Source organism: Burkholderia sp. MSMB0856 (genome assembly GCF_001524645.2).
Classification (GTDB): domain Bacteria; phylum Pseudomonadota; class Gammaproteobacteria; order Burkholderiales; family Burkholderiaceae; genus Burkholderia; species Burkholderia diffusa.
Window position 1 is genome coordinate 1,166,402 of record NZ_CP013428.1, and the last position, 24,335, is coordinate 1,190,736.

The 24,335-nt window shown below is 67.1% G+C and carries 20 protein-coding genes; 10 read left to right on the top strand and 10 right to left on the bottom strand.

The annotated features are described in order from the left end of the window. Positions 1-11: 11 nt before the first annotated feature. On the bottom strand, positions 12-398 hold the full coding sequence (locus WS87_RS22875; RefSeq protein ID WP_236873262.1) for a hypothetical protein: 387 nt from the start codon (positions 396-398) through the stop codon (positions 12-14). 136 nt (positions 399-534) lie between these two features. Here WS87_RS22875 and WS87_RS22880 point away from each other — a divergent pair, with 136 nt between their 5' ends. Further along, the gene (locus tag WS87_RS22880; RefSeq protein ID WP_059819079.1) at positions 535-1,284 is read left to right on the top strand and encodes a TetR/AcrR family transcriptional regulator; all 750 of its coding nucleotides are present in this window, start codon (positions 535-537) and stop codon (positions 1,282-1,284) included. Between the two features lie 40 nt (positions 1,285-1,324). On the opposite strand, the gene WS87_RS22885 is transcribed toward WS87_RS22880, so the two are convergent. The 7 genes from WS87_RS22885 to WS87_RS22915 all read right to left on the bottom strand — a co-directional run bounded on the left by WS87_RS22885 (position 1,325) and on the right by WS87_RS22915 (position 11,400). After that, positions 1,325-1,843, bottom strand: a complete 519-nt coding sequence (locus tag WS87_RS22885; protein WP_059819080.1) for a TetR/AcrR family transcriptional regulator — start codon at positions 1,841-1,843, stop codon at positions 1,325-1,327. Positions 1,844-1,877: 34 nt separating this feature from the next. Continuing rightward, positions 1,878-2,483 (bottom strand): PqiC family protein, encoded by a 606-nt coding sequence (locus WS87_RS22890; RefSeq protein ID WP_236873263.1) that lies wholly within the window; start codon positions 2,481-2,483, stop codon positions 1,878-1,880. Positions 2,484-2,509: 26 nt separating this feature from the next. Continuing rightward, complete coding sequence (locus tag WS87_RS22895; RefSeq protein WP_059819081.1) at positions 2,510-4,105, bottom strand: PqiB family protein; 1,596 nt, start codon at positions 4,103-4,105, stop codon at positions 2,510-2,512. Positions 4,106-4,144: 39 nt separating this feature from the next. Further along, on the bottom strand, positions 4,145-5,479 hold the full coding sequence (locus WS87_RS22900) for a paraquat-inducible protein A (protein WP_059819082.1): 1,335 nt from the start codon (positions 5,477-5,479) through the stop codon (positions 4,145-4,147). Positions 5,480-5,606: 127 nt separating this feature from the next. Further along, positions 5,607-7,073, bottom strand: coding sequence for an efflux transporter outer membrane subunit (locus WS87_RS22905; RefSeq protein ID WP_059819662.1), 1,467 nt, complete (start codon positions 7,071-7,073; stop codon positions 5,607-5,609). Further along, on the bottom strand, positions 7,073-10,237 hold the full coding sequence (locus WS87_RS22910) for an efflux RND transporter permease subunit (RefSeq protein ID WP_059819083.1): 3,165 nt from the start codon (positions 10,235-10,237) through the stop codon (positions 7,073-7,075). Before WS87_RS22910 ends, WS87_RS22905 begins: the two co-directional genes overlap by 1 nt. Then, positions 10,234-11,400, bottom strand: coding sequence for an efflux RND transporter periplasmic adaptor subunit (locus WS87_RS22915; RefSeq protein WP_059819084.1), 1,167 nt, complete (start codon positions 11,398-11,400; stop codon positions 10,234-10,236). The genes WS87_RS22910 and WS87_RS22915 overlap by 4 nt, the downstream gene beginning before the upstream one ends. A 469-nt stretch (positions 11,401-11,869) precedes the next feature. Here WS87_RS22915 and WS87_RS22920 point away from each other — a divergent pair, with 469 nt between their 5' ends. The 9 genes from WS87_RS22920 (at position 11,870) to WS87_RS22960 (ending at position 22,138) form a co-directional block, all read left to right on the top strand. Then, entirely contained in the window at positions 11,870-12,541 is a 672-nt protein-coding gene (locus WS87_RS22920) for a TetR/AcrR family transcriptional regulator (RefSeq protein WP_179952354.1), read from the top strand. A gap of 429 nt (positions 12,542-12,970) precedes the next feature. Further along, positions 12,971-13,981 (top strand): DNA-binding protein, encoded by a 1,011-nt coding sequence (locus WS87_RS22925; RefSeq protein WP_059819085.1) that lies wholly within the window; start codon positions 12,971-12,973, stop codon positions 13,979-13,981. Between the two features lie 123 nt (positions 13,982-14,104). Then, the gene (locus tag WS87_RS22930; protein WP_059525468.1) at positions 14,105-14,725 is read left to right on the top strand and encodes a TetR/AcrR family transcriptional regulator; all 621 of its coding nucleotides are present in this window, start codon (positions 14,105-14,107) and stop codon (positions 14,723-14,725) included. A 203-nt stretch (positions 14,726-14,928) separates the two neighbouring features. Further along, positions 14,929-15,987 (top strand): NADP-dependent oxidoreductase, encoded by a 1,059-nt coding sequence (locus WS87_RS22935; protein ID WP_059819086.1) that lies wholly within the window; start codon positions 14,929-14,931, stop codon positions 15,985-15,987. Between the two features lie 93 nt (positions 15,988-16,080). Further along, positions 16,081-16,380: a putative quinol monooxygenase gene (locus WS87_RS22940; protein ID WP_059525472.1), complete on the top strand. Its 300-nt coding sequence runs from the start codon at positions 16,081-16,083 to the stop codon at positions 16,378-16,380. Between the two features lie 136 nt (positions 16,381-16,516). Further along, on the top strand, positions 16,517-16,972 hold the full coding sequence (locus tag WS87_RS22945; protein WP_059525474.1) for a (2Fe-2S)-binding protein: 456 nt from the start codon (positions 16,517-16,519) through the stop codon (positions 16,970-16,972). A 1-nt stretch (position 16,973) separates the two neighbouring features. Then, positions 16,974-19,196, top strand: coding sequence for a xanthine dehydrogenase family protein molybdopterin-binding subunit (locus WS87_RS22950; RefSeq protein ID WP_059819087.1), 2,223 nt, complete (start codon positions 16,974-16,976; stop codon positions 19,194-19,196). A gap of 15 nt (positions 19,197-19,211) precedes the next feature. Further along, positions 19,212-20,531 carry a c-type cytochrome gene (locus tag WS87_RS22955; RefSeq protein ID WP_059819088.1) on the top strand — a complete coding sequence of 440 codons (1,320 nt, stop codon included), beginning with the start codon at positions 19,212-19,214 and terminating at the stop codon, positions 20,529-20,531. A gap of 161 nt (positions 20,532-20,692) precedes the next feature. Beyond that, entirely contained in the window at positions 20,693-22,138 is a 1,446-nt protein-coding gene (locus WS87_RS22960) for an NAD-dependent succinate-semialdehyde dehydrogenase (protein WP_059819089.1), read from the top strand. Between the two features lie 168 nt (positions 22,139-22,306). On the opposite strand, the gene tagH is transcribed toward WS87_RS22960, so the two are convergent. Next, positions 22,307-23,716 (bottom strand): type VI secretion system-associated FHA domain protein TagH, encoded by a 1,410-nt coding sequence (gene tagH / locus WS87_RS22965; protein ID WP_059819090.1) that lies wholly within the window; start codon positions 23,714-23,716, stop codon positions 22,307-22,309. Positions 23,717-23,763: 47 nt separating this feature from the next. After that, the gene (locus tag WS87_RS22970; protein WP_059819091.1) at positions 23,764-24,150 is read right to left on the bottom strand and encodes a TssQ family T6SS-associated lipoprotein; all 387 of its coding nucleotides are present in this window, start codon (positions 24,148-24,150) and stop codon (positions 23,764-23,766) included. Positions 24,151-24,335: the final 185 nt, after the last annotated feature.

Below are 24,335 nucleotides of genomic sequence, written 5' to 3' on the forward strand. Positions count from 1 at the left end.
GCGGATGACAATCAGGCAGATCGAATGACGCTCGCGAAGGCACACGCCGTCGCACCGAGGGGCTTGCCGCGCGACGGCAGGCATGCAACTGAATCGCGGCACGGCGTGACTGGCCGGCCCGTGAATATGGCGAAGTCGATCGTCGATTTCGCATGGAGGCGGGGCGCCTCGTCGCAGATGCCGGGAGTCCGCAGCGCTTCGTCGCCGCGTGCGATCGCGCGTGGGGCGACGATCGAGACGTCGACTTCGTGACGGGGCCGCCGATTGGCCCCTGTGGCGCCGACTGCCTCGAATCCTGTGATCAGCATGCCGAGCGCCAAAGGCAGCGCACGCTCCGTTGAGGCGCGCGAGTTGTTGTCAATGGACGCGCGGGCGCCCGTGTGCAGTTGTGTCTCCACCGTATCTCCATTCGTCGTTCGATCGGTTCGTGAGGGTTTGTCAGCCACCTTTGGTGACATTAAAGTCATAGATGATAATTTTGTCAATGTAGACATTTGAATCTATACTTGGGCACGAACAAGCATCGGAAACGTCATGACGAATACACCGAGTCGCCGGACTTCAAAGCGCTCCGCTCCGGAAGCATCCAGTCCAGCGGTCGCCGAAGAGCGTGAGCCACGTGGCGCGCGCCGCAAGCGGGAGACCCGCGCCCGCCTGCTGGACGCCGCGCTCAGACTGATGGCGGAGAAGGGCATGGAAGGCGTCGCCATCAATGAAATCACCGAGGCCGCCGACGTCGGCTTTGGCTCGTTCTACAACCACTTCGAATCGAAGGAGGCGATCTACGCGACCCTTGTGGAATCGGTATTCGAGGAGTTCGCGGATTCACTCGATCGCTTGGCCAGCGGTTTGTCCGACCCGGCGGAAATCATTTCCGTCTCGGTGCGGCATACGCTGATACGTGCGCGGCGTGAGCCGGTATGGGGACACTTCCTGATACGCGAGGGCTTTTCGGCGCGCGTCCTGACGCTTGGCCTGGGGCAACGCCTGCTGCGGGACATGGAGCGCGGTATCGCCGAGAAGCGCTTCGTGGTCGCCGACCCATTCATCGGCTTCCTTTCGGTTGGCGGTACGGTGCTGACTGCAATTGCCGCCGAGCTTAATTTTGTCGCTCCGGGCGCGCCGGCGGCCGGTGTTCTCAAGGAGCTCGGCTTCAGCGGAGAGCATTTCCCGGAGCGCACGGCTGCGATGCTCCTGCATACGCTGGGGCTCAAGCGTGCGGAAGCCGAGAAGATTGCAAGCCGGCCGCTGCCGGTCGTGGAAGCGGCCGAAACTGCACAGTGAGTGTCGAAGACGGGCAGCAGGGCATGCGCATCGCGGCGCACTACGTCGGCTCGTCGCGCCGGGCGCCTCTACGCAACAGCGTGACGCCGAGCACCGCCGCCAGTTCGTCCGACGATGATATGCGGTCGGAGGGGCCCGCCGCGCCGCTTTCCGCGTTCGGTGGCGCGACCCGTTCGACGTGCATGCTGTCCATGATCTGCCGGAATCCGGCATCGCGCAGGGCGTACAGATACACCTCGACCCACAGCGGGAAACATTCCCAGCCGGCGGCGATATCCGCGGCGGCGGTGACGGTGCAGTAACCGTCGCCTTCCGGCTCCGCCAGCCGAAGCCTCTTGATCATTCGATCATGGTCACGGCGAAGGATCTCGATCAACGGTTCACGCTTGTGTTCGAAGTGAGCATAGAACGCGCCGCGCGTGTAGCCGGCGCCCTCTGCGATATGTTCGACACTCGTATCGGCAAAGCCTTTCGCGATGAACAGTGCGCGAGCGGTGGCGATGAGTCGTTCGCGGGTGTCGAGCCTGCGTTGCTCGCGAGTGAGGCGCGTGCGTTTCATCCTGCGTTGTCCATGTTGACGGAAATTCGAGCGTTCACGTGCGGCATCCGGCTGGCGGCGCAACGTGCGAGACTTCCGCACGGATCCCTGCGGCGATCCGGAGTGCAAGCGAATCGAGCGCGCGGCGATACGCATCGACGAGTGCATCGTAGCCCGCCGACGTATCGGCCCGAACGATGCTGCGGCACGTCAGCGCCGGCTGTCCGGCCGCGGAATTCACGCTCCAGGCCGCATCGAGCAACACGTGCGACGCCGGCCATGACTCGACATGCTGCATGTCCACCGCGACCCGGTAGACGGGCGTGCCGTCCGGGTGGGAGACGCGGTGAACATCGATCGTGCCGAGCACGGACGCGATGCGTGTCGACAGTCCGCCGCGCATCTCGTCGCCGAGCGGCGCGGCCCAGCGCTCCTGCTCCAGGATGTCGGCCCGCTGGGGGCCGCGCTGCACGACGAGCCGGTTGCCGTCCGCCGGCGCCGCGACGTGCACGGCCTGAATGTCGATCAGCCATGCGGGATGTGCGGCGGTGGCCTCGACACCCGCATCGTCTGCCACCGCGAGGGTATGGAAATGCACCGGCGGCGAACCGCACGAACTCAGCGCCGCGAGTACGACGCACGTCGCGATGCGCGCCGACATGCGAAGCCGACCAAAAGAACGCGATTTCATTGGTGGTCCCCCTTGTTACCGAACAGCAGCGATTCGGGATGACGCTCCAGATAGTCCGCGAGCGCGTTCAACGACTGCAGCGTATGCGTGAGCGACTGCATCGCCTCATGCACGTCCGACTGCATCGGCGAATCCTGGCGCAACGTCGACTCCGCCGCATTGAATGTGCGTTGCGCGGCGGCGAGCGTGTCACGCGCCTGCGGCACGACCTGCTCGTCGAGGTGGCCGAACAACTGGTTCGCATGCGTCAGCGCGCCGTTCAGATTGTTGCCGATCCGGTCGAACGGAACCTGATCGAGCTTGCGCGCGATGTCGGCGATCTGCACCTGCAGTTCGTCGAGCGTATTGGGCACGGTCGGTAGCTCGACCGGCGTACGGCGCGCGTCAACGGTCGCGCGCGGCGCCTTCGGGAACATGTCGAGCGCTACGTAGAGCTGACCGGTCAGCAGGCTGCCCGTGCGCAACTGTCCGCGCAGCCCCTGGACCACCAGGTGCTCAATCAGTTCGTGGCCGCCGGCCGTATCGGGCGCGGGAAGCGCCGTATCGCTGTGCCGGCTCAGTCGCGACGGATACAGTGCCATCGTGACCTTCATGCTGAAGTTGCGCGAGTGTTCGTTGTACTCGATGCCGATGTTCGTGACCTGACCGAGCGCGATGCCTCGCAGATCGACCGGCGCGCCGACCGACAGCCCGCGCAGCGACTGGTCGAAGCGCATGACGACCATCAGCGGCGTGCCGTCGGGGTCGCGCATCGCGTCGGCTTCGTCGGGGGCGAGCCGGAACGGTGCATTGTCGGCGGCCTGCGGCGCGTCCGCTTGTCCAGGTGGAGCCTGAAACGCGAGACCGCCGACGATCACGGTCGCCAGCGACTGCGTGTTGAGTTTCAGGCCGTTCGAATCGAGCCGCAGATCCACGCCACTTGCGTGCCACCAGCGCGTATTGACGCTGACGTACTTGTCGTAGGGCGCCTTCACGAACGCCTGCACATCGACGCCGGTACCGTCCTTGTCGAGCGAGAAGCCGACGACCTGACCGACCTGCAGATGCCGATAGAACACGGGCGAACCGATGTCGATCGAGCCCAGCGAGTCGCCGTGCAGCACGTAGCGTCGGCCCTGCTGGTCTGCGGTGACGGCAGGCGGCGTCTCGAGGCCGGTGAAATCTGTCTGCTTCTGCGGCGAGCGGCCGAGATCCGCGCCGATGAATGCGCCGGACAGCAGCGTGCCGAGGCCGGAAATGCCGGTGGCACCGACGCGCGGTCGGACGACCCAGAAGCGCGTGTCGCGGTTCGCGAAGCGTGCGGCATCGCGCGTCAGTTGAATGCTGACGACCACGCGCTTGAAGTCGGGAGTGAGCGTAATGGTCTGGACGGAGCCGATATCGACGTCCTTGTAGCGGACCTTGGTCTTGCCGGCTTCGAGGCCTTCGGCGTTGGCGAACGTGACCGTGATCGTCGGGCCGGTCGCGGCAACGGTCCGGATCACGAGCGACAGCCCGATCAGCGCGCACACGAGCGGCACGATCCAGACGAGAGACGGAATCCAGCGGCTGCGCGGCCGGATCTCAGGGGGAGGAAAATCGAACGGAAACATCGTTTTGGAATTCGCGAGAAAGCGGGCGCTTGAGCCGGTTCAGGGTTGGGGGGGAGCGGCGGCCGGGCGCGGCTCACCGTCCCAGATGAGCCGCGGATCGAACTGCATCGACGCACACATGGTCAGCACGACCACGGCGCCGAACGCGAGCGCGCCGGGGCCGGGTGTGATGTCGGCGAACGAGCCGAAATGCACGAGTGCGATCGTGAGCGCGACGACGAATACGTCGAGCATCGACCAGCGGCCCACGCGCTCGACCAGCCGATGCAGCCGCGCGCGTTCGAGCGGCCGCCATTGCACGCCGCGATGGGCGGCGACTGCCTGAAATGCGAGGATCGCGAGCTTGAGCATCGGCACGAGCACACTCGCGATGAACACGATCGCGGCGAGCAGCCAGTCGCCGGACGTCCAGAAGTACGCGACGCCGCCGAGGATCGTGTCGTCCTCGGCTCGGCCGAGCGAGGTCGCGTGCATGACCGGCAACAGGTTCGCCGGGATGTAAAGCAGGGCGGCGGCGGCGACGAGCGCGCCGGTGCGGGCGGCGCTGCGCGGGCGGCGTGCATGCAGCGGCGAACCGCAGCGCGTGCAGCGCTGGCCGCCCGCGTGGACCGGCTGCACGCGCGCGCAGTGGTGACAGACGATCAATCCCGCGGTGCGCGCCGTCATGCCCGCCGATCCGCTGCTTTCGGTTGTCCGGGGCGGCGCATGCCGCGTCATGTCGGGGCGGCGCGGTTTCGTATGGTCGGCGTCGCCCGGCTGCAGAGCGGCGAGTTCGTCGTGCGCCTCCCACAGTCGGGCCGGTTCGATCGTCGACAGCACGCAGAGCATCACGGTAAGCCCGGCGAACGCGAATAGCGCAGGCCCGGCGAGTACGTGTGCGAGGCTCATCAGTTTGACGATCGTGATGAGCACGCCGAGCATCAGCACCTCGACCATGCTCCACGGCCGCAATCGGTGAATGCCGCGCAGCACCGGCGCGAACTGGCGCGGTACGCGGCCCGCACGCAACGGCACGAGCAGGTACAGCCATGCGGCCAGCTCGAGTATCGGAAACAGCATCGTCGTGCAGAACACGAGCGCAGCCACCAGCGGCTGATCGTTCGACCATAGCGCGCGAACCGCGTCGGCGAGCGTCGCGTGCGACGCAATGCCGGCAGCATCGAGCGCGACGATCGGGAAGGCCTGCGCGATGCAACACGTCGCCAGCGCGGCAACCGTCAACGCGCACATCCGGTCGAGGGCGCGGCGGTCGTGCGCCGCGCCGCTCACGCGCGCGCGGCATCTCGGGCAGTGTGCCGTCAGTGCGCGCAGGCGCGGCGGACGCTGAAGCAGCAGGTCGCATTCGTGGCAGGCGACCAGGTTGTCGGATTTCATCGGGAATCAATCATGCGGGTAACGAAGGCCGGCACCGCGCGATGCACGGTACGCCGGGCATCGAGCTTCGGGGTTGCGGACCGGTGCGGCCCGAAGGCGCGGGCCGGTCCGCGGACGCAATCAGCGGCTACTGCCGGGCCGCGACCGTCGTGCCGGTGCCGGGCGGCAGTTCGCCCATTGCCTGCAGCAGCGCCGCCGTATCGGTCATCCGGCGGCTCGCGGCACGCACCGCATCGAGCTCCGCGTTCAAATAGGTCTGCTCGCTCGATCGTTGCGCGGACATCGGAACGGCACCCAGCGTGCGGCGTTGCGCCGTTTCTTGGAACGCCTCGCCTGCGGCGCGCGCCGCGAGTTCGTTCGCGGCCAACGCTTGCGCGTCGTTGTCCAGCGCGGCGAGCGAATCCGCGACGTCACCGAACGCGGACAGCACCGCCGCCTTGTACTGCAGCACTGCGGCGTCGTACGCATCGCGCGACGCCCGCCGGTGCGCCAGCAATGCGCCGCCGTGGAAGATCGGCTGCGACAGCCCGGCGCCGACGGCCCATAGCCCGCCCGCACCCGACAACAGCGCCGGCCAGCTGAAGCCGCCGCGCCCCATCGTCGCGGTGAGCGACAGGCTTGGGAACAGCTGGGCGGTCGCCTCGCCGACGTCCGCTGATGCCGCCTTCACGGCTGCCGCGGCCGCGCGGATGTCCGGACGTGCCCTCAGCAGGTCGGACGGCACCGCCACGGGCACATGTTCCGGCAGCGTCAGCCCGGTGAAGGACGGGACCGGTGGCGGTGCGTCGGGCGTGCGGCCCAGCAGGATCGCCAGCGCGTGAACCGCGCTCGCGCGTTGCTGGCGCAGCGGCGGCAGCGTCGCGGCAAGCGACGCCGCGCCCTGCGTCGACGCTAGCGCCTGCACGTGGGATACCGCACCGAACGCGTAACGCTGCTGGTCTTCGAATGCGGATGCCTCGGCGACGGCGACCAGGCGCTCAGTCAGCAGAATCTGGCGGTCGAGCGTCGCGGCGCGGATGGCGGTGCCGACGATATTGGCCGCCAGCGCACGCCTTGCCGCTTCGAGCTCGCAACCGCGCACGTCGACGCGCGCGGCGCTCGCTTCGTTCGCATATCGCGTGGCGCCGAACAGGTCGAAGGTGTAATGCGCCTGCAGTTGTCCGACGAATACGTTGTAGCGCAGGCTTTGCGCGCCTGCGCCGGAGATGTCCGGCGTGCGCGTGCGGGCTACCTGCGCGTTCGCGTCGATCGACGGCAGCGTCGACGCGCCGATCTGCGCGCGCAGTTCCTCCTGCGCGGCGGCGAGCGTCTTTTCCGTCGCGGCCAGCGTCGGGTTCGCGCGCAGGCCTTCATCGACCAGCGCGTCGAGCACGCTGGAGCGATACAGGCTCCACCATTGCGGGACGGGCGCGGCGCCGACGTCGAATTGCTGCGCGACGCCGGCCGCCTCGGCGGTGCGCGGCGCCTGAGGCGTCGCGCCGTAGTGCGCCGGCGACGGCATCGCGGGCGGCGTACTGGTCGGGGCCATCGCACAGCCGCCCAAGCCAAGCGCCGCGCTGGCGGCCAGCACCGATGTGATACGAGAGAGTTTCATCAGCATGTCTCCGAGGACGCGACGTCCATTGCGCGCGACTCGCGTTCGTCGGCGCGCACCTTGAAGCAGGTCGCGTAGAGCGCCGGCAGGAAGAAGATGGTCAACACCGTCGCGATCGTGATGCCGCCCATCAGCGCGGTGGCCATCGGGCCGAAGAAGCCGGAACGCAACAGCGGAATCAGCGCGAACACGGCGGCGGCGGCGGTCAGCATGATCGGCCGGAAGCGGCGCACGGTCGCACCCACGATCGCGGCGAAGCGTGGCTGCCCGGCTGCGATGTCCTGGTCGATCTGATCGATCAGGATCACTGAATTGCGCATGATGATCCCGAACATCGCGATCACGCCGAGCAGCGCGACGAAGCCGAACGGCTTGCCGAACAGCAGCAGTGCGGCCACGACGCCGATCAGGCCGAGCGGTGCCGTCAGCACGACGATGAAGGTGCGCGAGAAGCGCTTGAGCTGGATCATCAGCAGCGTCAGCACCGCGACGATCATGAGCGGCATCTGCGCATTGATCGACGTCTGGCCCTTCATGCTTTCCTCGGCCGCGCCGCCGACCTCGATCCGGTAACCGGCCGGCAGCGTGGCGCGCAGCGTCGCCAGCGCGGCGTCGAGGTCGCGCGTCACGCCGATGCTCGGCGCTTCGCCGCGCACGTCAGCTTGCACGGTAACCGTCGGCTGGCGGTCGCGTTCCCAGATCACGCCATATTCGAGCGTGTCGCGCACGTGACCGATCGTGCCGAGCGGCACCGGACCGTGCGGCGTCGGGATCGCCAGGCCGGCGAGCTTCGACGGATCGATGCGTTCGCTCCTTGGCGCGCGCAGATCGACGTCGATGAGCTTGTCGCGCTCGCGATACTGCGTGACGGTGTAGCCGGACAGCGTCATCGCAAGGAAACCCGACACGTCCTCCGACGTCACGCCGAGCTGGCGTGCCTTGAGCTGGTCGATCTCGAACGAGACCGACCGCTCGGCCGGTTCGTCCCAGTCGAATTGCACGTTGCGTGTGCGGGCGTCGGCGCGGACCTTGTCCGCCACTTTTTCGGCGATGCCGCGGACGGTGGTGATGTCGTCGCCGCTCACCCGGAACTTGATCGGGAAGCCGACGGGCGGCCCGTTCTCGAGCCGCGCGACGCGCGTGCGCACGGTCGGGAAGCGGCTTGCGAGCGTCGTTTCGAGCCAGTGCGACAGCCGCTCGCGCGCCTCGACATCCTTGGCCGTGATCACGAACTGAGCGAAGTTCGGCTGCTGGAGCTGTTGATCGAGCGGCAGATAGAAGCGCGGCGCACCGGTGCCGACGAAGTCGACGACATGGCCGATTTCAGGCCGGCCGTCGAGCACCTTTTCGAGCCGCTTTGCTTCACGTAGCGTCGCATCGAACGACGCGCCTTCCGGCAAGCGCATGTCGACGAGCAGTTCGGGCCGCTCGGAATTCGGGAAGAACTGTTGCGGCACGCGCGAGAACGCGGCCATCGCGATCGCGAACAGCACGGCGGTGACGCCGAGCACCACCCAGCGGCGCTCGATGCAGACCGAGATCCAGCCGGACAGCCGGCGGTAGAAGCCCGTGTCGTACACCTCGTCGCCATGCGCGTGACCGTCGCGATGCGCGTGCTCCGGCAGCATGTGATAGCCGAGCAGCGGCACCAGAACGACCGCCGCGAACCAGGACACGATCAGCGAGATCGCCGATACCTCGAAGATCGAGCGCGTGTATTCGCCGGTGCTCGATTTCGCGAGTGCGATCGGCAGGAAGCCCGACACGGTGACGAGCGTCCCCGTGAGCATCGGGAACGCCGTGCTCGTGTAAGCGAATGCCGCGGCGCGTGCACGGCTCCAGCCCTGCTCGAGTTTCACCGCCATCATCTCGACGGCGATGATCGCATCGTCCACGAGCAGCCCGAGCGCGAGGACGAGCGTGCCGAGCGACACCTTGTCGAGGCCGATGCCGAACGCGTGCATGCACAGCGCCGTCACGGCGAGCACGATCGGAATCGTGATGACGACGACCATGCCGGTGCGCAAGCCGAGCGACACGAGGCTGACGACGAGCACGATCGCGACGGCTTCGCCGACCGCTTCGACGAAGTCGTCCACCGAATGCTTGACCGCATGCGGCATGCTCGACACCGCGGTCAGCTTCAGACCGGCCGGCAAGCCGGCCTGCAACTCGGCCGCCTTCGCATCGAGCGCCTTGCCGAGGTCGATCACGTCACCGCCTTTCTGCATCGTCACACCGATGCCGAGCACCGCGTGACCGTTCGTACGCATCTGCGTGACGGGCGGATCGTCGTAACCGCGCGTGACCTTTGCGACGTCGCCGAGCCGGAACGTCCGGCCATTCACCGTGACGAGCATGTCGGCGAGCGCCTGCGTGTCCTTAAATGCACCGCTCGGTCGTACGAACACGCGATCGTCGGCCGTCGTGACCGTGCCTACCGGGGCGACGGCGTTTTGCGCGTCGATGGCCTGCGCGAGCTGCTGCGGTGTGATGGCGAGGCGTGTCAGTTGCGCATTCGAGATTTCGACGAACACGTGCTGGGCGGGATCGCCGAAGTAGTCGACCTTCGCGACGCCCGGCACGCGCAGCAGCACGGTGCGCAGCTTGTCCGCGTAGTCGTGCAGTTGCGCGGGCGAGTAGCCGTCGCCTTCGAGCGCATAGATGTTGGTGTAGACGTCACCGAATTCGTCGTTGAAGAACGGGCCGACGACGCCCTTGGGCAGCGTTGCACGGATGTCGCCGACTTTCTTGCGCACTTGGTACCAGGTTTCCGGCACCTGGTCGACCGGCGCCGAATCCTTCATCGCGAAGAAGATCATCGACTCGCCGGGCCGCGAATAACTCTTGATGTTGTCGACGTACGGCGCGGCCTGGAGCTGGCGGCCGATCCGGTCGGTGACCTGTTCCTGCACCTCGCGCGCCGTGGCGCCGGGCCAGTAGGTCTGGATCACCATGGTACGGAACGTGAACGGCGGGTCCTCCGATTGTGCGAGGCGCGTATAGCCGATCACGCCGAAGATCGTCGCGAGGCCGATGAGGAAGATCACCAGTTGCTGATGCTTCAACGCCCATGCGGAGAGGTTGAAACGGCCGTCGTCGTGCGATGCCGCGCCGGTTCCGAGCGCGCCGTCGGTCGACGGCCGGTGTTCGGGAGCATTCATGACGCGAAGTCCTCCGCATGCAGCGGCGGCACGACGCGGACGTGCTGGCCGGTACTGACCGTATGAACGCCTTGCATCACGACACGTTCGTTGTCCGCGAGCCCCGACGTGACGGTGATCGTGCGTTCGTCGTAGCGTCCGACCGACACCGGCCGCAGCTCCAGCGTATCGCTGCCCTTGCGGACGACCCAGACGGCCGGCGCGTCGCCGCGATGAAAGAGAGCGGTGGCCGGCAGCGTGATCGCGTGGTCCGCGGCGATGTCGGCGGCGCCGTCGAACGTGATGCTGGCGGTCATCCCGGAGCGCACGTCCGGCCCCGGTGCGAGCAGCGTCAGCTTCACGCGCCAGGTACGGCTTTGCGGATCAGCGGCCGCCGCGACTTCGCGCACGCGTGCGTCCAGCACCTTGCCCGGCAATGCCGTCAGGCTGACGTGTGCGGTGCGGCCGACCGCGAGATCGCGCAGGTCGCGCTCCGCGACGTCACAGACGATGTCGAGGTCTCCGCTCCAGTCCAGATGAAACACCGCCTGGCCGGGTTCAACGTTCTGCCCGGTATCTGCGTCTTCCGACGTGATGACGCCGTCGTGATCCGCAATCAGCGTCGCGTAGCGCAGGTGATCGCCCGCGAGCGCCATTTGCGCAAGGGCGGAATCGCGTTGCGCGACCGCCGACGCATACGCGTCCTGCGTCGTCTCGAGTTGCGCGGGTGCGATCAGGTTGGCCTGAGCCTGGGCGCGGTCGCGATCCAGCTGCTGCTTCGCATAGGCAACGCGATGCTCGGCGGCATCGAGCTGGGCGCGTGCGTTCAGCAGCGTGTTGTGCAGATCCGCCGGATCGAGCATCGCGAGGGTCTGGCCGGTCTTGACGGTGTCGCCGATGCGTACTCGCCGCTCGACGAGCTTGCCGCCGACCCGAAACGACAGCGGCGTCGAATATCGCGCCTGAACCTGTGCGGGTAGCGCACGCTGCACCGCACCGTCGTCCGCATGAACCGGCAGCGCGATCACCGGCTGCAGTTCGGGCGCGGGGGCCTCGTGCGAGTGGCAGGCCGTGAGGAGAATCGCACAGCACGCGAACGCGATTGGGGCTCGCCGAACTGGCGATGCGATGCGTGTCAGAAACGGGCGCGTTGATGTCCGCGCGTCAGGACCGGGTGATTTCACGATGTTTCCAAGACAAGTGAGGGTCAACTAAGAAGCGTTCGACGACCACGACGGGCCGCCCTGGTTTATGCAAGCGCACGCGAGCGTCTCCGCGGCGGTACGCCGGACGATCAATCAGGACTCCAATGTTCCGGGTGCAGACCATTCCATTTGCCAACATGACGCGGCTCCGCCTGGCGATAGACGCGCGTACGCTGACGCGGCCGTGCACGTCGCCAACGCTCGCTAGCGAGGGTCGGACGGTGTCTGGACCGGAACCGGTTCTGCGATTTCCGAGATTAGACTCATAACTGATAATGTTGTCAAGTATGAGCGAAAAATCTAGAATTGCGACATGCAAAAAGTTCTTTCGAAAAAGGGAGGCGCGCTCATGGACGACGCACCGGTCCGGCCCCGCTGCTCGAACGCATCAGCGGGCGAAGCGGAGCATCGCCAGCCGCGCGGCGCCCGGCGCAAGCAGGCGACGCGCATGCGCTTGCTTCAGGCGGCGTTCAGCCTGATGGCGGAAAAGGGCAGGGACAATGTGGCGATCAGCGAGATCACCGAGGCGGCGGATGTGGGGTTCGGCTCGTTTTACTACCACTTCGAATCGAAGGACGGCATCTTCGCCGCGCTGACGGAGTGGGTGTTCGACGATTTCGCGGACGGGCTCGAGCGTCTGACGAGCGGATTGTCGGATCCTGCCGAGGTCGTTTCCGTCTGCGTGCGTCATACGCTGATGCGCGCGCGCCGCGAGCGGCTCTGGGCGCGCTTCCTGATGCGGGAGGGATTTTCGGCGCGCGCGCTTGGCCAAGGGCTGGGCCAGCGTTTGCGGCGGGACGGCGAGCGAGGAATCTCGGCACGCCGCTTTGTCGTCGGCGATCCGTTCATGAGCGTGCTTGCGACCATGGGAACGATCCTGGCGGTGATCGCGGCGGAATCCTGCGCGGCCGACGCGGCTGCGGGCGCGGCGCGAAAGCCGGTGGCGGACGAGGGCAGGTTCCCCGAGCGAGCCGCGGCGATGGTATTGCAGACGCTCGGCCTGACGTGCGTCGAGGCACTAGACGTGGCGAACCGACCATTGCCGCCCGGTGACTTCGCCCATCAGATAAGAGAATCCGCCTCGCCTGAAGGCTCAACCTTGCCGTCGCAGCAACGATAGATGTTTGGCGGGTTCCGCACGATGGCCGCTCGTCTTCGTGACAGTACGAGACCAAGACTCGAGTCGTTTTTCTCGTTCCCAAGGGGCGAGATGATGAAAATTTAATCAAAAACCCAGGCGCCGGTCGGCGTTTGATGGGTTAGCCACCCTGGTCAGAAAAAATTGCACACGCCGCGTAGCAATTCGCTCGTGCGTCATGGAGTGCGTGATGTCGTTCGTCGTGTTCGCGGTAATGCGCTTCCGTGGGCATCGCGGCAAGAGAGTGAGAATAGTTACAAATTTGAGCAAACGAACGCCACATTCGGAAATAACGAAGTGCGCCCACAAGACCTCAACATTATAGAAATAATGTCAAACCAAAAGGGGCGCATGATTGGATATTTGACGGTTTACGTTATATTATTCACGAAACTGTCGACTCAACCCGCCATGCCCGACCTCACCCCCGACGACTCCCGCCTGATCGCCGAAATCGACCGCCTGAAGGCCGATTTCCCGAAAACCCGCGAGCTGTATCGCGAGGTCTGCGCATTGATGTTCTTCCGCTTCGGCATCACGCCCACCGCGAACCGCCTGTACCAGCTCGTGCGCAAGGGCAGCATGAGCACGCCGACGGCGGTTCTCGGCGAGTTCTGGGCCGAGTTGCGGGAGAAGAGCCGGGTGCGCATCGAGCATCCAGACCTGCCGGCCGACCTGCAGGCTGCGGCCGGCGAGCTCGTCGCCGCGTTGTGGAGCCGCTCGACGACCGATGCTGCCGCAGCGCTCGATGCACTGCGCGCCGAAGTCGAAGCTGAACGGGCGACAGCGAAGGCGGAAGTCGTCGCATCGCAGGCCGACCTGTCCCGCACGGAAACCGCGCTGGAGCACCGCACGAGCGCGCTGCTGGCGGCCCAGGTGCGCATCCAGGAGCTCGAGCAGGCGAGGGCGGCCGACGAAGCATCGCGCCGCGCGCTGCAGGCGGAGGTCGAACGGTTGAAGTCCGACAATGCGGACGCCGATCGTGCGCTGGCGCAGGCGCGCGCCGACTTCACGTCGCAGCTCGACCGGTTGCGCGACGACGCGGGCCGGGCGGAGGAACGCTTGCGTGCATCGGAGAAGCGGGCGCTTCAGGAGATCGACCGCGAACGGCTCGCGGCCGCGCGCGTTCAAAAGGAACTCGACGCGGCCGCGACGCGCGCTGAACAGCGCGATACGCAGTACCGCAAGGACATCGCGGCGCTGCAAGCGCAATTGGCCGACACGCAGCACCGCTGCGGCGTGCTCGAAGGTCAGCTCGACGGCGCCCGCGCGGCCAACGTCGCGTATGTCGGCGAGCTCGACGCATTGCGTGCCGAACGCGCATCACGCCCGCCCGTGCGCAGGGCGCCCGGGCGGCCGGCGGGCGGCAGCCTGCGCGCGGCGAAACCGGTCGCCAGGAAGCGCATTCCCAAACCTGCGTGACATGGACGCCACGGTGCGGCGACAGCGTATCCGCGACGCGGCGCGATTCGGGTAAAGTGCCGCTCAACTTGCCGGCTCGACGTTGCTAGACGACCGGTCTAATCGTTGCTAAGATACGCCATCATGAATGCATCTTCAGGCGCGGAAGTCCGCCAGCACATCCTGAATATCGCGAAGCCGATCATGCTCCACAAGGGGTTCTCGGCGGTCGGTCTGAACGAGATTCTCGCCGCGGCGGGCATCCCGAAGGGCTCGTTTTACCATTACTTCGGCTCGAAAGAGGCGTTCGGCGAGGCGCTGCTCGAATCGTATTTCGAAGGCTATCTCGCGCATCTCGACAACCTGCTCGGGCATCAGGCCGGCACGGGCGCGCAGCGCCTGATGACGTACTGGGGCAACTGGCTGCACACGCAGTGCGCGGACGATCCGGAAGGCAAGTGCCTCGCGGTGAAGCTCGGCGCGGAAGTGTCCGATCTGTCGGAGGCGATGCGCGCGGTGCTACGGCGCGGCACCGGCCAGATCATCGAGCGGCTCGCGGGCGGGATCGAGGCCGGGCTGGCCGACGGCTCGCTGAGCGGTGTCGACGATCCGGCGCATACGGCCGCGATCCTTTACGAGCTGTGGCTGGGTGCGACGCTGCTGGAGAAGATTCACCGGAATCGCAAGCCGCTCGAACGCGCGATGCTCGAAACGCGGCGGATGCTGAACCTGCCGTCCTTCGAGCCAGACGGAGCGCAGTCGTAACGTGGGCGCGCGCGGGCGCGCCTTGTTTTTTGAATGAACACTAGACGACTGGTCTACTTACGCTGAAATCCCGTTGCTTTACCCGCGAGGCTGCGGCGCCGCCGGCCGATTGGCCGGCACGGCCTGCAGCCTCGCGCATCACGGTTGTCCAAGTTGATCCGATCGTGCCCGGTGCACGTCCCTTCCTGTTGACGGAGGTTCCCATGCCGCAAAGCAAGGCAGCAAACCGCAGAATCATCCTGAACGCGCGCCCGGTCGGCGCGCCCACCCCGAACGACTTCCGTACCGAGACCGGCGACGTGCCGGTGCCCGGCGCCGGCCAGGTGCTGTTGCGCACGGTCTGGCTGTCGCTCGACCCGTACATGCGCGGCCGGATGAGCGACGCGCCGTCGTATGCACCGCCGGTCGAACTCGGCGACGTGATGGTCGGCGGCACGATCAGCCGTGTCGTGGCGTCGAACCTGCCCGCGTATCGCGAAGGCGACCTGGTCGTCGCCGGCGGCGGCTGGCAGGACTATTCGCTGTCCGACGGCAGCGATCTCATTCCGCTCGGCCGCGACTTCCCGCATCCGTCGCATGCGCTCGGCGTGCTCGGCATGCCGGGGTTCACCGCGTACACCGGGCTGCTGAAGATCGGCGAGCCGAAGGCCGGCGAAACCGTGGTCGTGGCCGCCGCGAGCGGGGCCGTCGGCGCGGTGGTCGGCCAGATCGCGAAGCTGAAGGGCTGCCGCGTGGTCGGCGTCGCGGGCGGCGCCGACAAGGTCGCGTACGTGAAGGGCACGCTCGGCTTCGATGAGTGCGTCGATCACCGCGATCCGCAATTTGCCGCCCGGCTGAAGGACGCCTGCCCGAACGGCATCGAGGTCTATTTCGAGAACGTCGGCGGTGCCGTGTTCGACGCGGTGTGGCCGCTGCTCAACGATCATGCGCGCGTGCCGGTGTGCGGAATCATCGCGCATTACAACGACGCGGCGTACGACGACACCGCGGTATCGAGCGGCCGCGACCGCGTGCCGGCGTTGATGGGCACGATCCTGCGCAAGCGCATCCGGATGCAGGGGTTCATCATTCTGGATCACTATGCGACCGGTTATGCGTCGTTCCTCAAAGAGATGAGCGAGTGGGTCGCGCAGGGCAAGGTGAAGACGCTCGAAGATGTGGTCCCCGACCTGTCTGACGCACCGCAAGCACTGATCGGCTTGCTCGCCGGCAAGAATTTCGGCAAGGTCGTCGTGCGCGTGGGCCCGGACGAACTGGCCTGACACCGGCGCAGGACGACACACAACGATTGCACGCTGGCGTCGCGAGACGCCGGCTTGTGGCATGCTCGATTCCGTTTCGAAAGGAGTGACAAGATGGCGCTTCACGTAATTGCTTCCCTGTTCCTGAAACCCGAACACGCGCAGGCCGCCGAGGCCGAATTGCGCAGCATGGTCGCCAAGACGCGCGTCGAACCGGGCAACCGGCGCTACGACCTGTTCCGCGAGCAGGACGGTTCGCCGAACCTGCACCTGTACGAAATCTACGACGACCAGGCCGCATTCGATGCGCACCTCGCCAGCCCGTATTTCGCCGAATTCCGCGTGAAGTCGGCCGACTGGTTCGCGGCGCCGCCCGTCATCAAGGTGCTGTCGGGCATCGACGTGGCCGAGTAACGACGCAGCACCGTCGTCGCGGCTCGCTCCCGCCCCGGCCGCGCGGCAGCCGTCACGCATGACGCGGCGGCAATGACAACGACAACGCGGTGCATCGTTCGCGCCGCTTCCCCAATACATCGGCCCCGGAGTCTGAATGGTCACCCTCAATATCAACGGCGAGAACCGCACGGTCGACGCCCCCGACGACATGCCCCTGCTGTGGGTCCTGCGTGACGTCGTGGGTCTGACCGGCACGAAATTCGGCTGCGGGATCGCGCAATGCGGCGCGTGCACCGTCCATCTCGACGGCGTCGCCGCGCGCTCGTGCGTGCTGCCGGTCGCGGCCGTCGCGGGCCGCAGGATCACGACGATCGAAGCCGTCGGCGCGACCCCGGCCGGGCAGAAGGTTCAGGAAGCGTGGCGCGAGCTCGACGTCGTCCAGTGCGGCTACTGCCAGTCCGGGCAGGTGATGGCGGCCACGGCGCTGATCGCGTCGAATCCGAACCCGAGCGATGCCGACATCGACGCGGCGATGGCCGGCAACATCTGCCGCTGCGGCACGTACAACCGGATTCGCGCGGCCGTCAAGCAAGCTGCGAAGGGGGCGTGACATGTCGCGAGGACTCATCGAAGCAGGTAAGGCGGCCGGCGCGGGCGTGTCGCGCCGTTCGTTTCTGAAGGCGGGCATGTCGCTCGGCGCGGCGGCGGGCGGCGGCTTGCTGCTCGGTTTCAGCCTGCCGGCGGCGGGCGAAGACGCACGGCGCTCGGTGATCGGCGGCGATGCGGACGAAAGTGCGCGCGCCGGCGTATTCGCGCCGAACGCATTCGTGCAGATCGACCGCAGCGGCAAGGTCACGCTGGTGATGCCGAAGGTTGAGATGGGGCAAGGCGTCTACACGGCGCTGCCGATGCTGATCGCCGAGGAACTCGAAGTGCCGCTGTCGAACGTCACGCTCGACCACGCGCCGCCCAACGAGAAGCTGTTCCTCGATCCGCTGCTCGGCGGCCAGTTGACGGGCGGCTCGACGTCGGTGCGCTACGCGTGGGAACCGCTGCGCCGCGCGGGAGCGACCGCGCGCACGCTGCTGGTTTCCGCTGCGGCGAAGCAATGGAACGTCGATCCGGCCACCTGCCGGGCCGAAAACGGCGAAGTGCGGCACCCGCCGAGCGGCCGGCGCGCATCGTACGGCCAGCTCGCGGACGCCGCGTCGAAGCTGCCGGTGCCGAAGGACGTCGCGCTGAAGCAGCCGGCCGATTTCAAGCTGATCGGCAAGCCGGTGAAGCGGCTCGATTCGCCCGAGAAAGTCGACGGCACCGCGCAGTTCGGGCTCGACGTGCGTCTGCCCGGCATGCTGTACGCGGTGATCGTGAACAGCCCGGTGTTCGGCGGCACCGTCGCGAGCGTCGACGAGTCGGCCGCCCGGAAGATTCCGGGCGTGCGCCAGATCGTGCGCGCGGACAACGCGGTCGCGGTGGTCGGCGATCACACGTGGGCCGCGAAGCGCGGCGCGTCGGCGCTCGTCGTGAAGTGGAACGAAGGTGCGGGCGCGAAGGTATCGACCAGGGATATCGTCGCCGATCTTGCGCAGGCCGCCGCGAACGGGAAGGGCGCGGTCGCGCGCAAGGACGGCGACGTCGGCCACGCGTTCGCGAATGCGAAGACGCGTATCGACGCCATCTACGAACAGCCGCTCCTTGCGCACGCAACGATGGAGCCGGTGAACTGCACGGTGCACGTGCGTGCCGACGGCTGCGAGATCTGGGTAGGCACGCAGGTACCGACGCGCGCGCGCGATACCGTGCAGCAACTCACGAGCTTTCCGCCGGAAAAGATCGTCGTGCACAACCATCTGCTCGGCGGCGGCTTCGGCCGGCGGCTCGAAACGGACATGATCGGCCAGGCCGTGAAGATCGCCAAGCAGGTCAATGCGCCGGTGAAGGTCGTGTGGACCCGCGAGGAAGACATCCAGCACGACATGTATCGGCCGTATTACTACGACCGGATTTCGGCCGGCCTCGACGCGAACGGCAAGCCGGTCGCGTGGCAGCACCGCATCGTCGGTTCGTCGATCCTCGCGCGCTTCGCACCGCCCGCGTTCAAGGACGGCGTCGACCCCGACGCGGTCGAAGTCGCGACCGACCTGCCGTACGACCTGCCGAACCAGTTGATCGATTACGTGCGGCAGGAGCCGCGTCACGTACCGACCGCGTTCTGGCGCGGCGTCGGCCCGACGCGCAGCACTTTCGTCGTCGAGAGCTTCATCGACGAACTGGCCGCGCAGACCAAGACCGATCCCGTGCAGTACCGCCGCGCGTTGCTCGGCAAGACGCCGCGCGCGCTGAACGTGCTCGACGTCGCGACGAAGGCCGCAGGATGGGGCACGCCGCTGCCGAAAGGGCAAGGACGCGGCGTATCGGTGATGCACGCGTTCGGCAGCTTCTTCTCGATCGTCATCGACGTCGCGGTGGAGGGCGGCGAGGTGCAGGTCAAGCGTGCCGTGTGCGCGGTCGACTGCGGGATGGCCGTGAATCCGGGCACGATCGAGGCGCAAGTGCAGGGCGGCATCATCTTCGGGATCACGGGCGCGCTGTATGGCGAGATCACGATCGAGGACGGCCGCGTCGTGCAGAGCAACTTCACCGACTACCGGATGATGCGCATCAACGAGACGCCGCCGATCGACGTGCATCTCGTGAAGAGCGCCGAGGCGCCGGGCGGAATCGGCGAACCGGGCACCGCCGCGACCGCGGCGGCACTGTCGAACGCGATCTTCGCGGCGACCGGCACGCGGCTGCGCAAGCTCCCGGTCGGCAACCAGCTGAAGACGGCTTGAGGGGAGAGACACACCATGCGAAACCTCACCCCTAACAGCCTGAATCGCGCCGCTCGCACGCTCGGCGCATCGTTGATCGCGCTGTCCGCGTCGATGGCCGGCACGGCGGCGCATGCCGCGCAAACGGCGCCCGCCGACAGCGCGCTGGTCGCACGCGGCGCGTATCTCGCGAAGGCCGGCGATTGCGTGGCGTGCCACACCGCGCCGCGCGGCGCGCCGTTCGCCGGCGGCCTGAAGATGGTCACGCCGATGGGCGCGATCTACACGACCAACATCACGCCCGACCCGGACACGGGCATCGGCGGCTATACCGAGGCCGAGTTCGCGGGCGCGCTGCGCTCGGGTGTCGCGAAGGACGGCCATCACCTGTATCCGGCGATGCCGTATCCGTCGTACGCAAAGCTGCGCGACGACGACGTGAAGGCGCTTTACGCGTACTTCATGCACGGCGTCGAGCCGGTGAAGCAGGCGAACCGCGCGTCCGACATTCCGTGGCCGCTCAACATGCGCTGGCCGCTGGCGCTGTGGAACGCGGTGTTCCTCGACACGACGCCGTACACCGACAAGCCGGCGAAGGACGCGACGTGGAACCGCGGCGCGTACCTCGTGCAGGGGCTCGGGCATTGCGGGTCGTGCCATACGCCGCGCGGCGTCGGCTTCCAGGAGAAGGCGCTGGACGAAAGCGGGTCGGCGTTCCTGTCGGGCGCGCCGATCGACAACTGGTTCGCATCGAACCTGACCGGCGAGCACAATACCGGGCTTGGCCGCTGGAACGATGCGGATGTCGCGCAGTTCCTGAAGACCGGCGCGAACCAGCATGCGACCGCGTTCGGCTCGATGGTCAGCGTGATCAACCACAGCACGCAGGAGCTGACCGACGAGGATCTCGCGGCGATCTCGCGCTATTTGAAATCGCTGCCGGCGGCGGGTGGCACGGGCGCGCCGCCTTACCGTTACGACCCGAAACCGACGCAGGTCGCGTTGGGCCGGCCGGCGAACGATCCAGGCGCAAAGGTGTATAACGCTTTCTGCATGAATTGCCATGGCGCGGACGGTCGCGGCTACGCGCCGCTGCTCGCGCCGCTCGCGGGCAATCCGAACGTGCTCGAGGCCGATGCATCGTCGCTGATCAACGTGACGTTGAACGGCAGCGAGTCGCTCGTGATCGGCGGCGTGCCGTCCGCGTATCCGATGCCGGCGTTCGCGAACCAGCTGAACGACCAGCAGATCGCCGACGTGCTGACGTTCATGCGCGCCGGCTGGAACAACGGCGCGCCGGCCGTGCAGGCGGCGGACGTCGCGAAACTCCGCAAGGCGACGGCGGCCGCGCGCTGAGCGCGGCCGAACGTGGCGGATGACGACGGGCATGCGTGCCGCGTGCGCGTTGTCGAAGGTTGCCGGGGGCAGGGCGCCCGGCAACATAGTGCTTTCTGTCAACCGGCGTGCGGCCGTACGCGGCAGCGCGCGTTTTATCGACGCAAAACTGGGGTGTCTGGATGGCTAACGTGACTTATACGGATACACAACTGCTGATCGACGGCGAGTGGGTCGACGCCGCGAGCGGCAAGACGATCGACGTCGTGAACCCGGCGACCGGCAAGACGATCGGCAAGGTGGCCCACGCGGGCATCGCCGATCTCGACCGCGCGCTGTCCGCGGCGCAGCGCGGTTTCGAAGCATGGCGCAAGGTGCCCGCGCACGAGCGCGCGGCGACGATGCGCAAGGCGGCCGCGCTGGTGCGCGAGCGCGCCGACACGATCGCGCAGCTGATGACGCAGGAGCAGGGCAAGCCGCTGACGGAAGCGCGTGTCGAAGTGCTGTCGGCAGCCGACATCATCGACTGGTTCGCGGACGAAGGCCGTCGCGTGTACGGCCGGATCGTCCCGCCGCGCAATCTCGGCGCGCAGCAGACCGTCGTGAAGGAGCCGGTCGGTCCGGTCGCGGCGTTCACGCCGTGGAATTTCCCGGTCAACCAGGTCGTGCGCAAACTGAGCGCCGCGCTCACGACCGGCTGCTCGTTCCTCGTGAAGGCGCCGGAAGAAACCCCGGCGTCGCCGGCCGCGCTGCTGCGCGCGTTCGTCGACGCGGGCGTGCCGGCCGGTGTGATCGGTCTCGTGTACGGCGATCCGGCGGAAATCTCGTCGTACCTGATTCCGCACCCGGTGATCCGCAAGGTGACGTTCACGGGCTCGACGCCGGTCGGCAAGCAGCTCGCGGCGCTCGCGGGCCAGCACATGAAGCGCGCGACGATGGAACTGGGCGGCCACGCGCCGGTGATCGTCGCCGAGGACGCGGACGTCGCGCTGGCGGTGAAGGCCGCCGGTGGCGCGAAGTTCCGCAACGCCGGCCAGGTGTGCATTTCGCCGACGCGTTTCCTCGTGCACAACAGCATTCGCGACGAATTCACGCGCGCGCTGGTCCAGCATGCGCAGGGGCTGAAGATCGGCAACGGCCTCGAGGAAGGCACGACGCTCGGCGCGCTGGCGAATCCGCGCCGGCTGACCGCGATGGCGTCGGTCGTCGAGAACGCGCGCAAGGTCGGCGCGAGCATCGAGACCGGCGGCGAACGGATCGGCTCGGAAGGCAACTTCTTCGCGCCGACCGTGATCGCGAACGTGCCGCTCGAAGCGGACGTGTTCAACAACGAGCCGTTCGGCCCGGTCGCGGCGATCCGCGGTTTCGACAAGCTCGAGGACGCGATCGCCGAAGCGAACCGTCTGCCGTTCGGGCTGGCCGGCTATGCGTTCACGCGCTCGTTCGCGAACGTGCACCTGCTGACGCAGCGTCTCGAAGTCGGGATGCTGTGGATCAACCAGCCGGCGACGCCGTGGCCGGAAATGCCGTTCGGCGGCGTGAAGGATTCGGGCTACGGGTCGGAAGGCGGGCCGGAAGCGCTGGAGCCGTACCTCGTCACGAAGTCGGTGACGGTGATGGCGGTCTGACGACCGTTCGACCACGCGCGTGCCGCCGGTTGTGCGGTGCGCACGCGGGTAGCGTTGCCGAAGGCCGGGCGTTCTGCCCGGCCTTGTTGTTTCTGCGTCGCTGGCGGTCGGCTTCGCCCGGGAATGGCGGTCGTTCCCGTCGCGCACGGGGCCTGCGACACCCGCCGCTCAATGCCGGCTGCTGCCGCGATAGCTTTCCACCTCCGCGTCGTACGCGGCGAGAAACGCCTTGCCGAACACCGACGCGAAATCGTCTTCGATCGCGAACACCGTGTCGCGATGCGTCGCCGCGTAGCGGTCCCACATCCTCGCCTTGTACAGCGCGGGCACGCGCTTCTCGTACCAGCGCATCGCATCGTCGCGCTCGCGCAGCCGTTGCGGCGAAAAGCGCGTCAGCAGGTCCATCAGCGCCGCGCGCATGCCGGCGACCATGCCGATCTGGTGCGCGTGCAGATCCTGGAACGCGTCGCTGACCGCGCTCTGCGGCGACATGAAGCCCGGCAGCGGCAGCCCGAACATCTGGCGCAGCACGGCGCCGCCGTCCGGCAGCAGCTTCAGCGGATTGTTCTCGCGATCGAGCAGCATCGTCATGTGCGCCTTCACCTCCCGCTTCAGGATGCTGCGCGACGACAGCAGCTCGACCGTGCCGTTCGCGAACAGCGCCAGCAACTGTCCGGCGATGTACAGCTGTTCGGCCGACCATTGATGCGACTCGGCGGCGGTATCGAGTCCGGCGCCTTCGAAGAACGCGTTCAGCAATTCATCGGGCGTCGGCGCGCGGTTCGCCTGCGGTGCAGGCTCGTCGGCGGGACGTGGCTCCGCATGCGGCGTCGTCGGTTGCACACGCACGTGCTGCGTCCACTCGGGCGCATGATCGGCTTGCGTCGCGGACGACGCGCCGCGATCCGACTCGCCGCGTCCGGACGGAGACACCGAACCCGATCCACCGATATCGGGCGACGACTGTACAAACAAGTCGAGCGGGTCGGTCGACAACTGATTCAGGTCGCGTTGTGATGGCACCGGCGGCGCGGCGCGGCTCGCGGGCTGCGCCGCCTCCCTGCGCGCCGCCGTACCGGATCGCGTGCCGGTGTCCGCTGCCTTGCCGCGGGGAGCGAGGCGATCCTGCAGCAGGCCCCACAACCGGTTGCCGGTCGTCTTCGCGTCGACGTGCGCGTGTGCGGCGGTTCCCGACGTGCCTCGCGGGTCGGCGCTCGCGCTGGAGGTGGTCGGCATGTCGACGACCGGCGCGTCATGTCCGTCGTCACGCTCGGCACGCAGCACGTACGGCCCGATGCGGATGATGTCGCCGGTATTGAGCGGGCGCTCCTGTGCATAGCCGACGGGCTCGCGGTTCACCTCGATCGTCGACACGCTGCTCAGGTTCTTCAGCAGGCACGCATCGTCACCGACCTGCAGCAGGGCCTGCAGCCGGGAAATCTGCCGAGTGTCGTCGCGCAGCACGAGATGGTTGTCGGTTGCCCGGCCGATGGTGCCGCCGGGCGGGTGGAACACGACGGCGTCGTAGGTGTCGCTTTCGACCGGCTCGCCGGCATGTTCGATCACGATCAGTTGCATGTCATACGTCGCTCGGTAAGGAAACGCTGGCGGGGATTCCGGTTCGGTCAGGATGACGACGCATGCCTGCGGCGCGCGAACTCGAACGCGGGCCCCCAGATCGGATGTCCCTTCTCGGCGGGGGACAAGTCGAAGCGCGGGTTGAGGTCCAGAATCTTCGAGAACTCGGCGCGGCACTGCGCGATGCGGTTCGTCACGCAATAGCTGAACGCGAGCAGCTTGTGCGCGGTGATCTGCGTGTCGGTATCGGCCCCGTCGATCTCCTTCGCTCGGCTCAGGACCGCGATCGTGCGTCCGTAGTCGCCGGCGCCATACGCCGCGCGCGCGCTGTCGACCGCGGCGCGCGCCGCCGATTGCGTGGGGGACGTGCTGCACCCGCCGATTCCCAGCAGCAAGGCGCCGAGGAAAATCACGATCGATGAACGGCCTTTCATTCTGAAATGAAATATGTGCGTTATTGGAAGGTGGTGCACAAGCGCTGTTGGATTCTAGTGCCAATCAAGGCGGGCGATGTCGCCGTTACGTTTTGTTTCATTTTGGAAATTGCGCCCGAGTTTTCACTCAAATCGATTCCGGGTTTTTGACTTGTTAATCCATAAAATCGATTCTATAGTTCGCT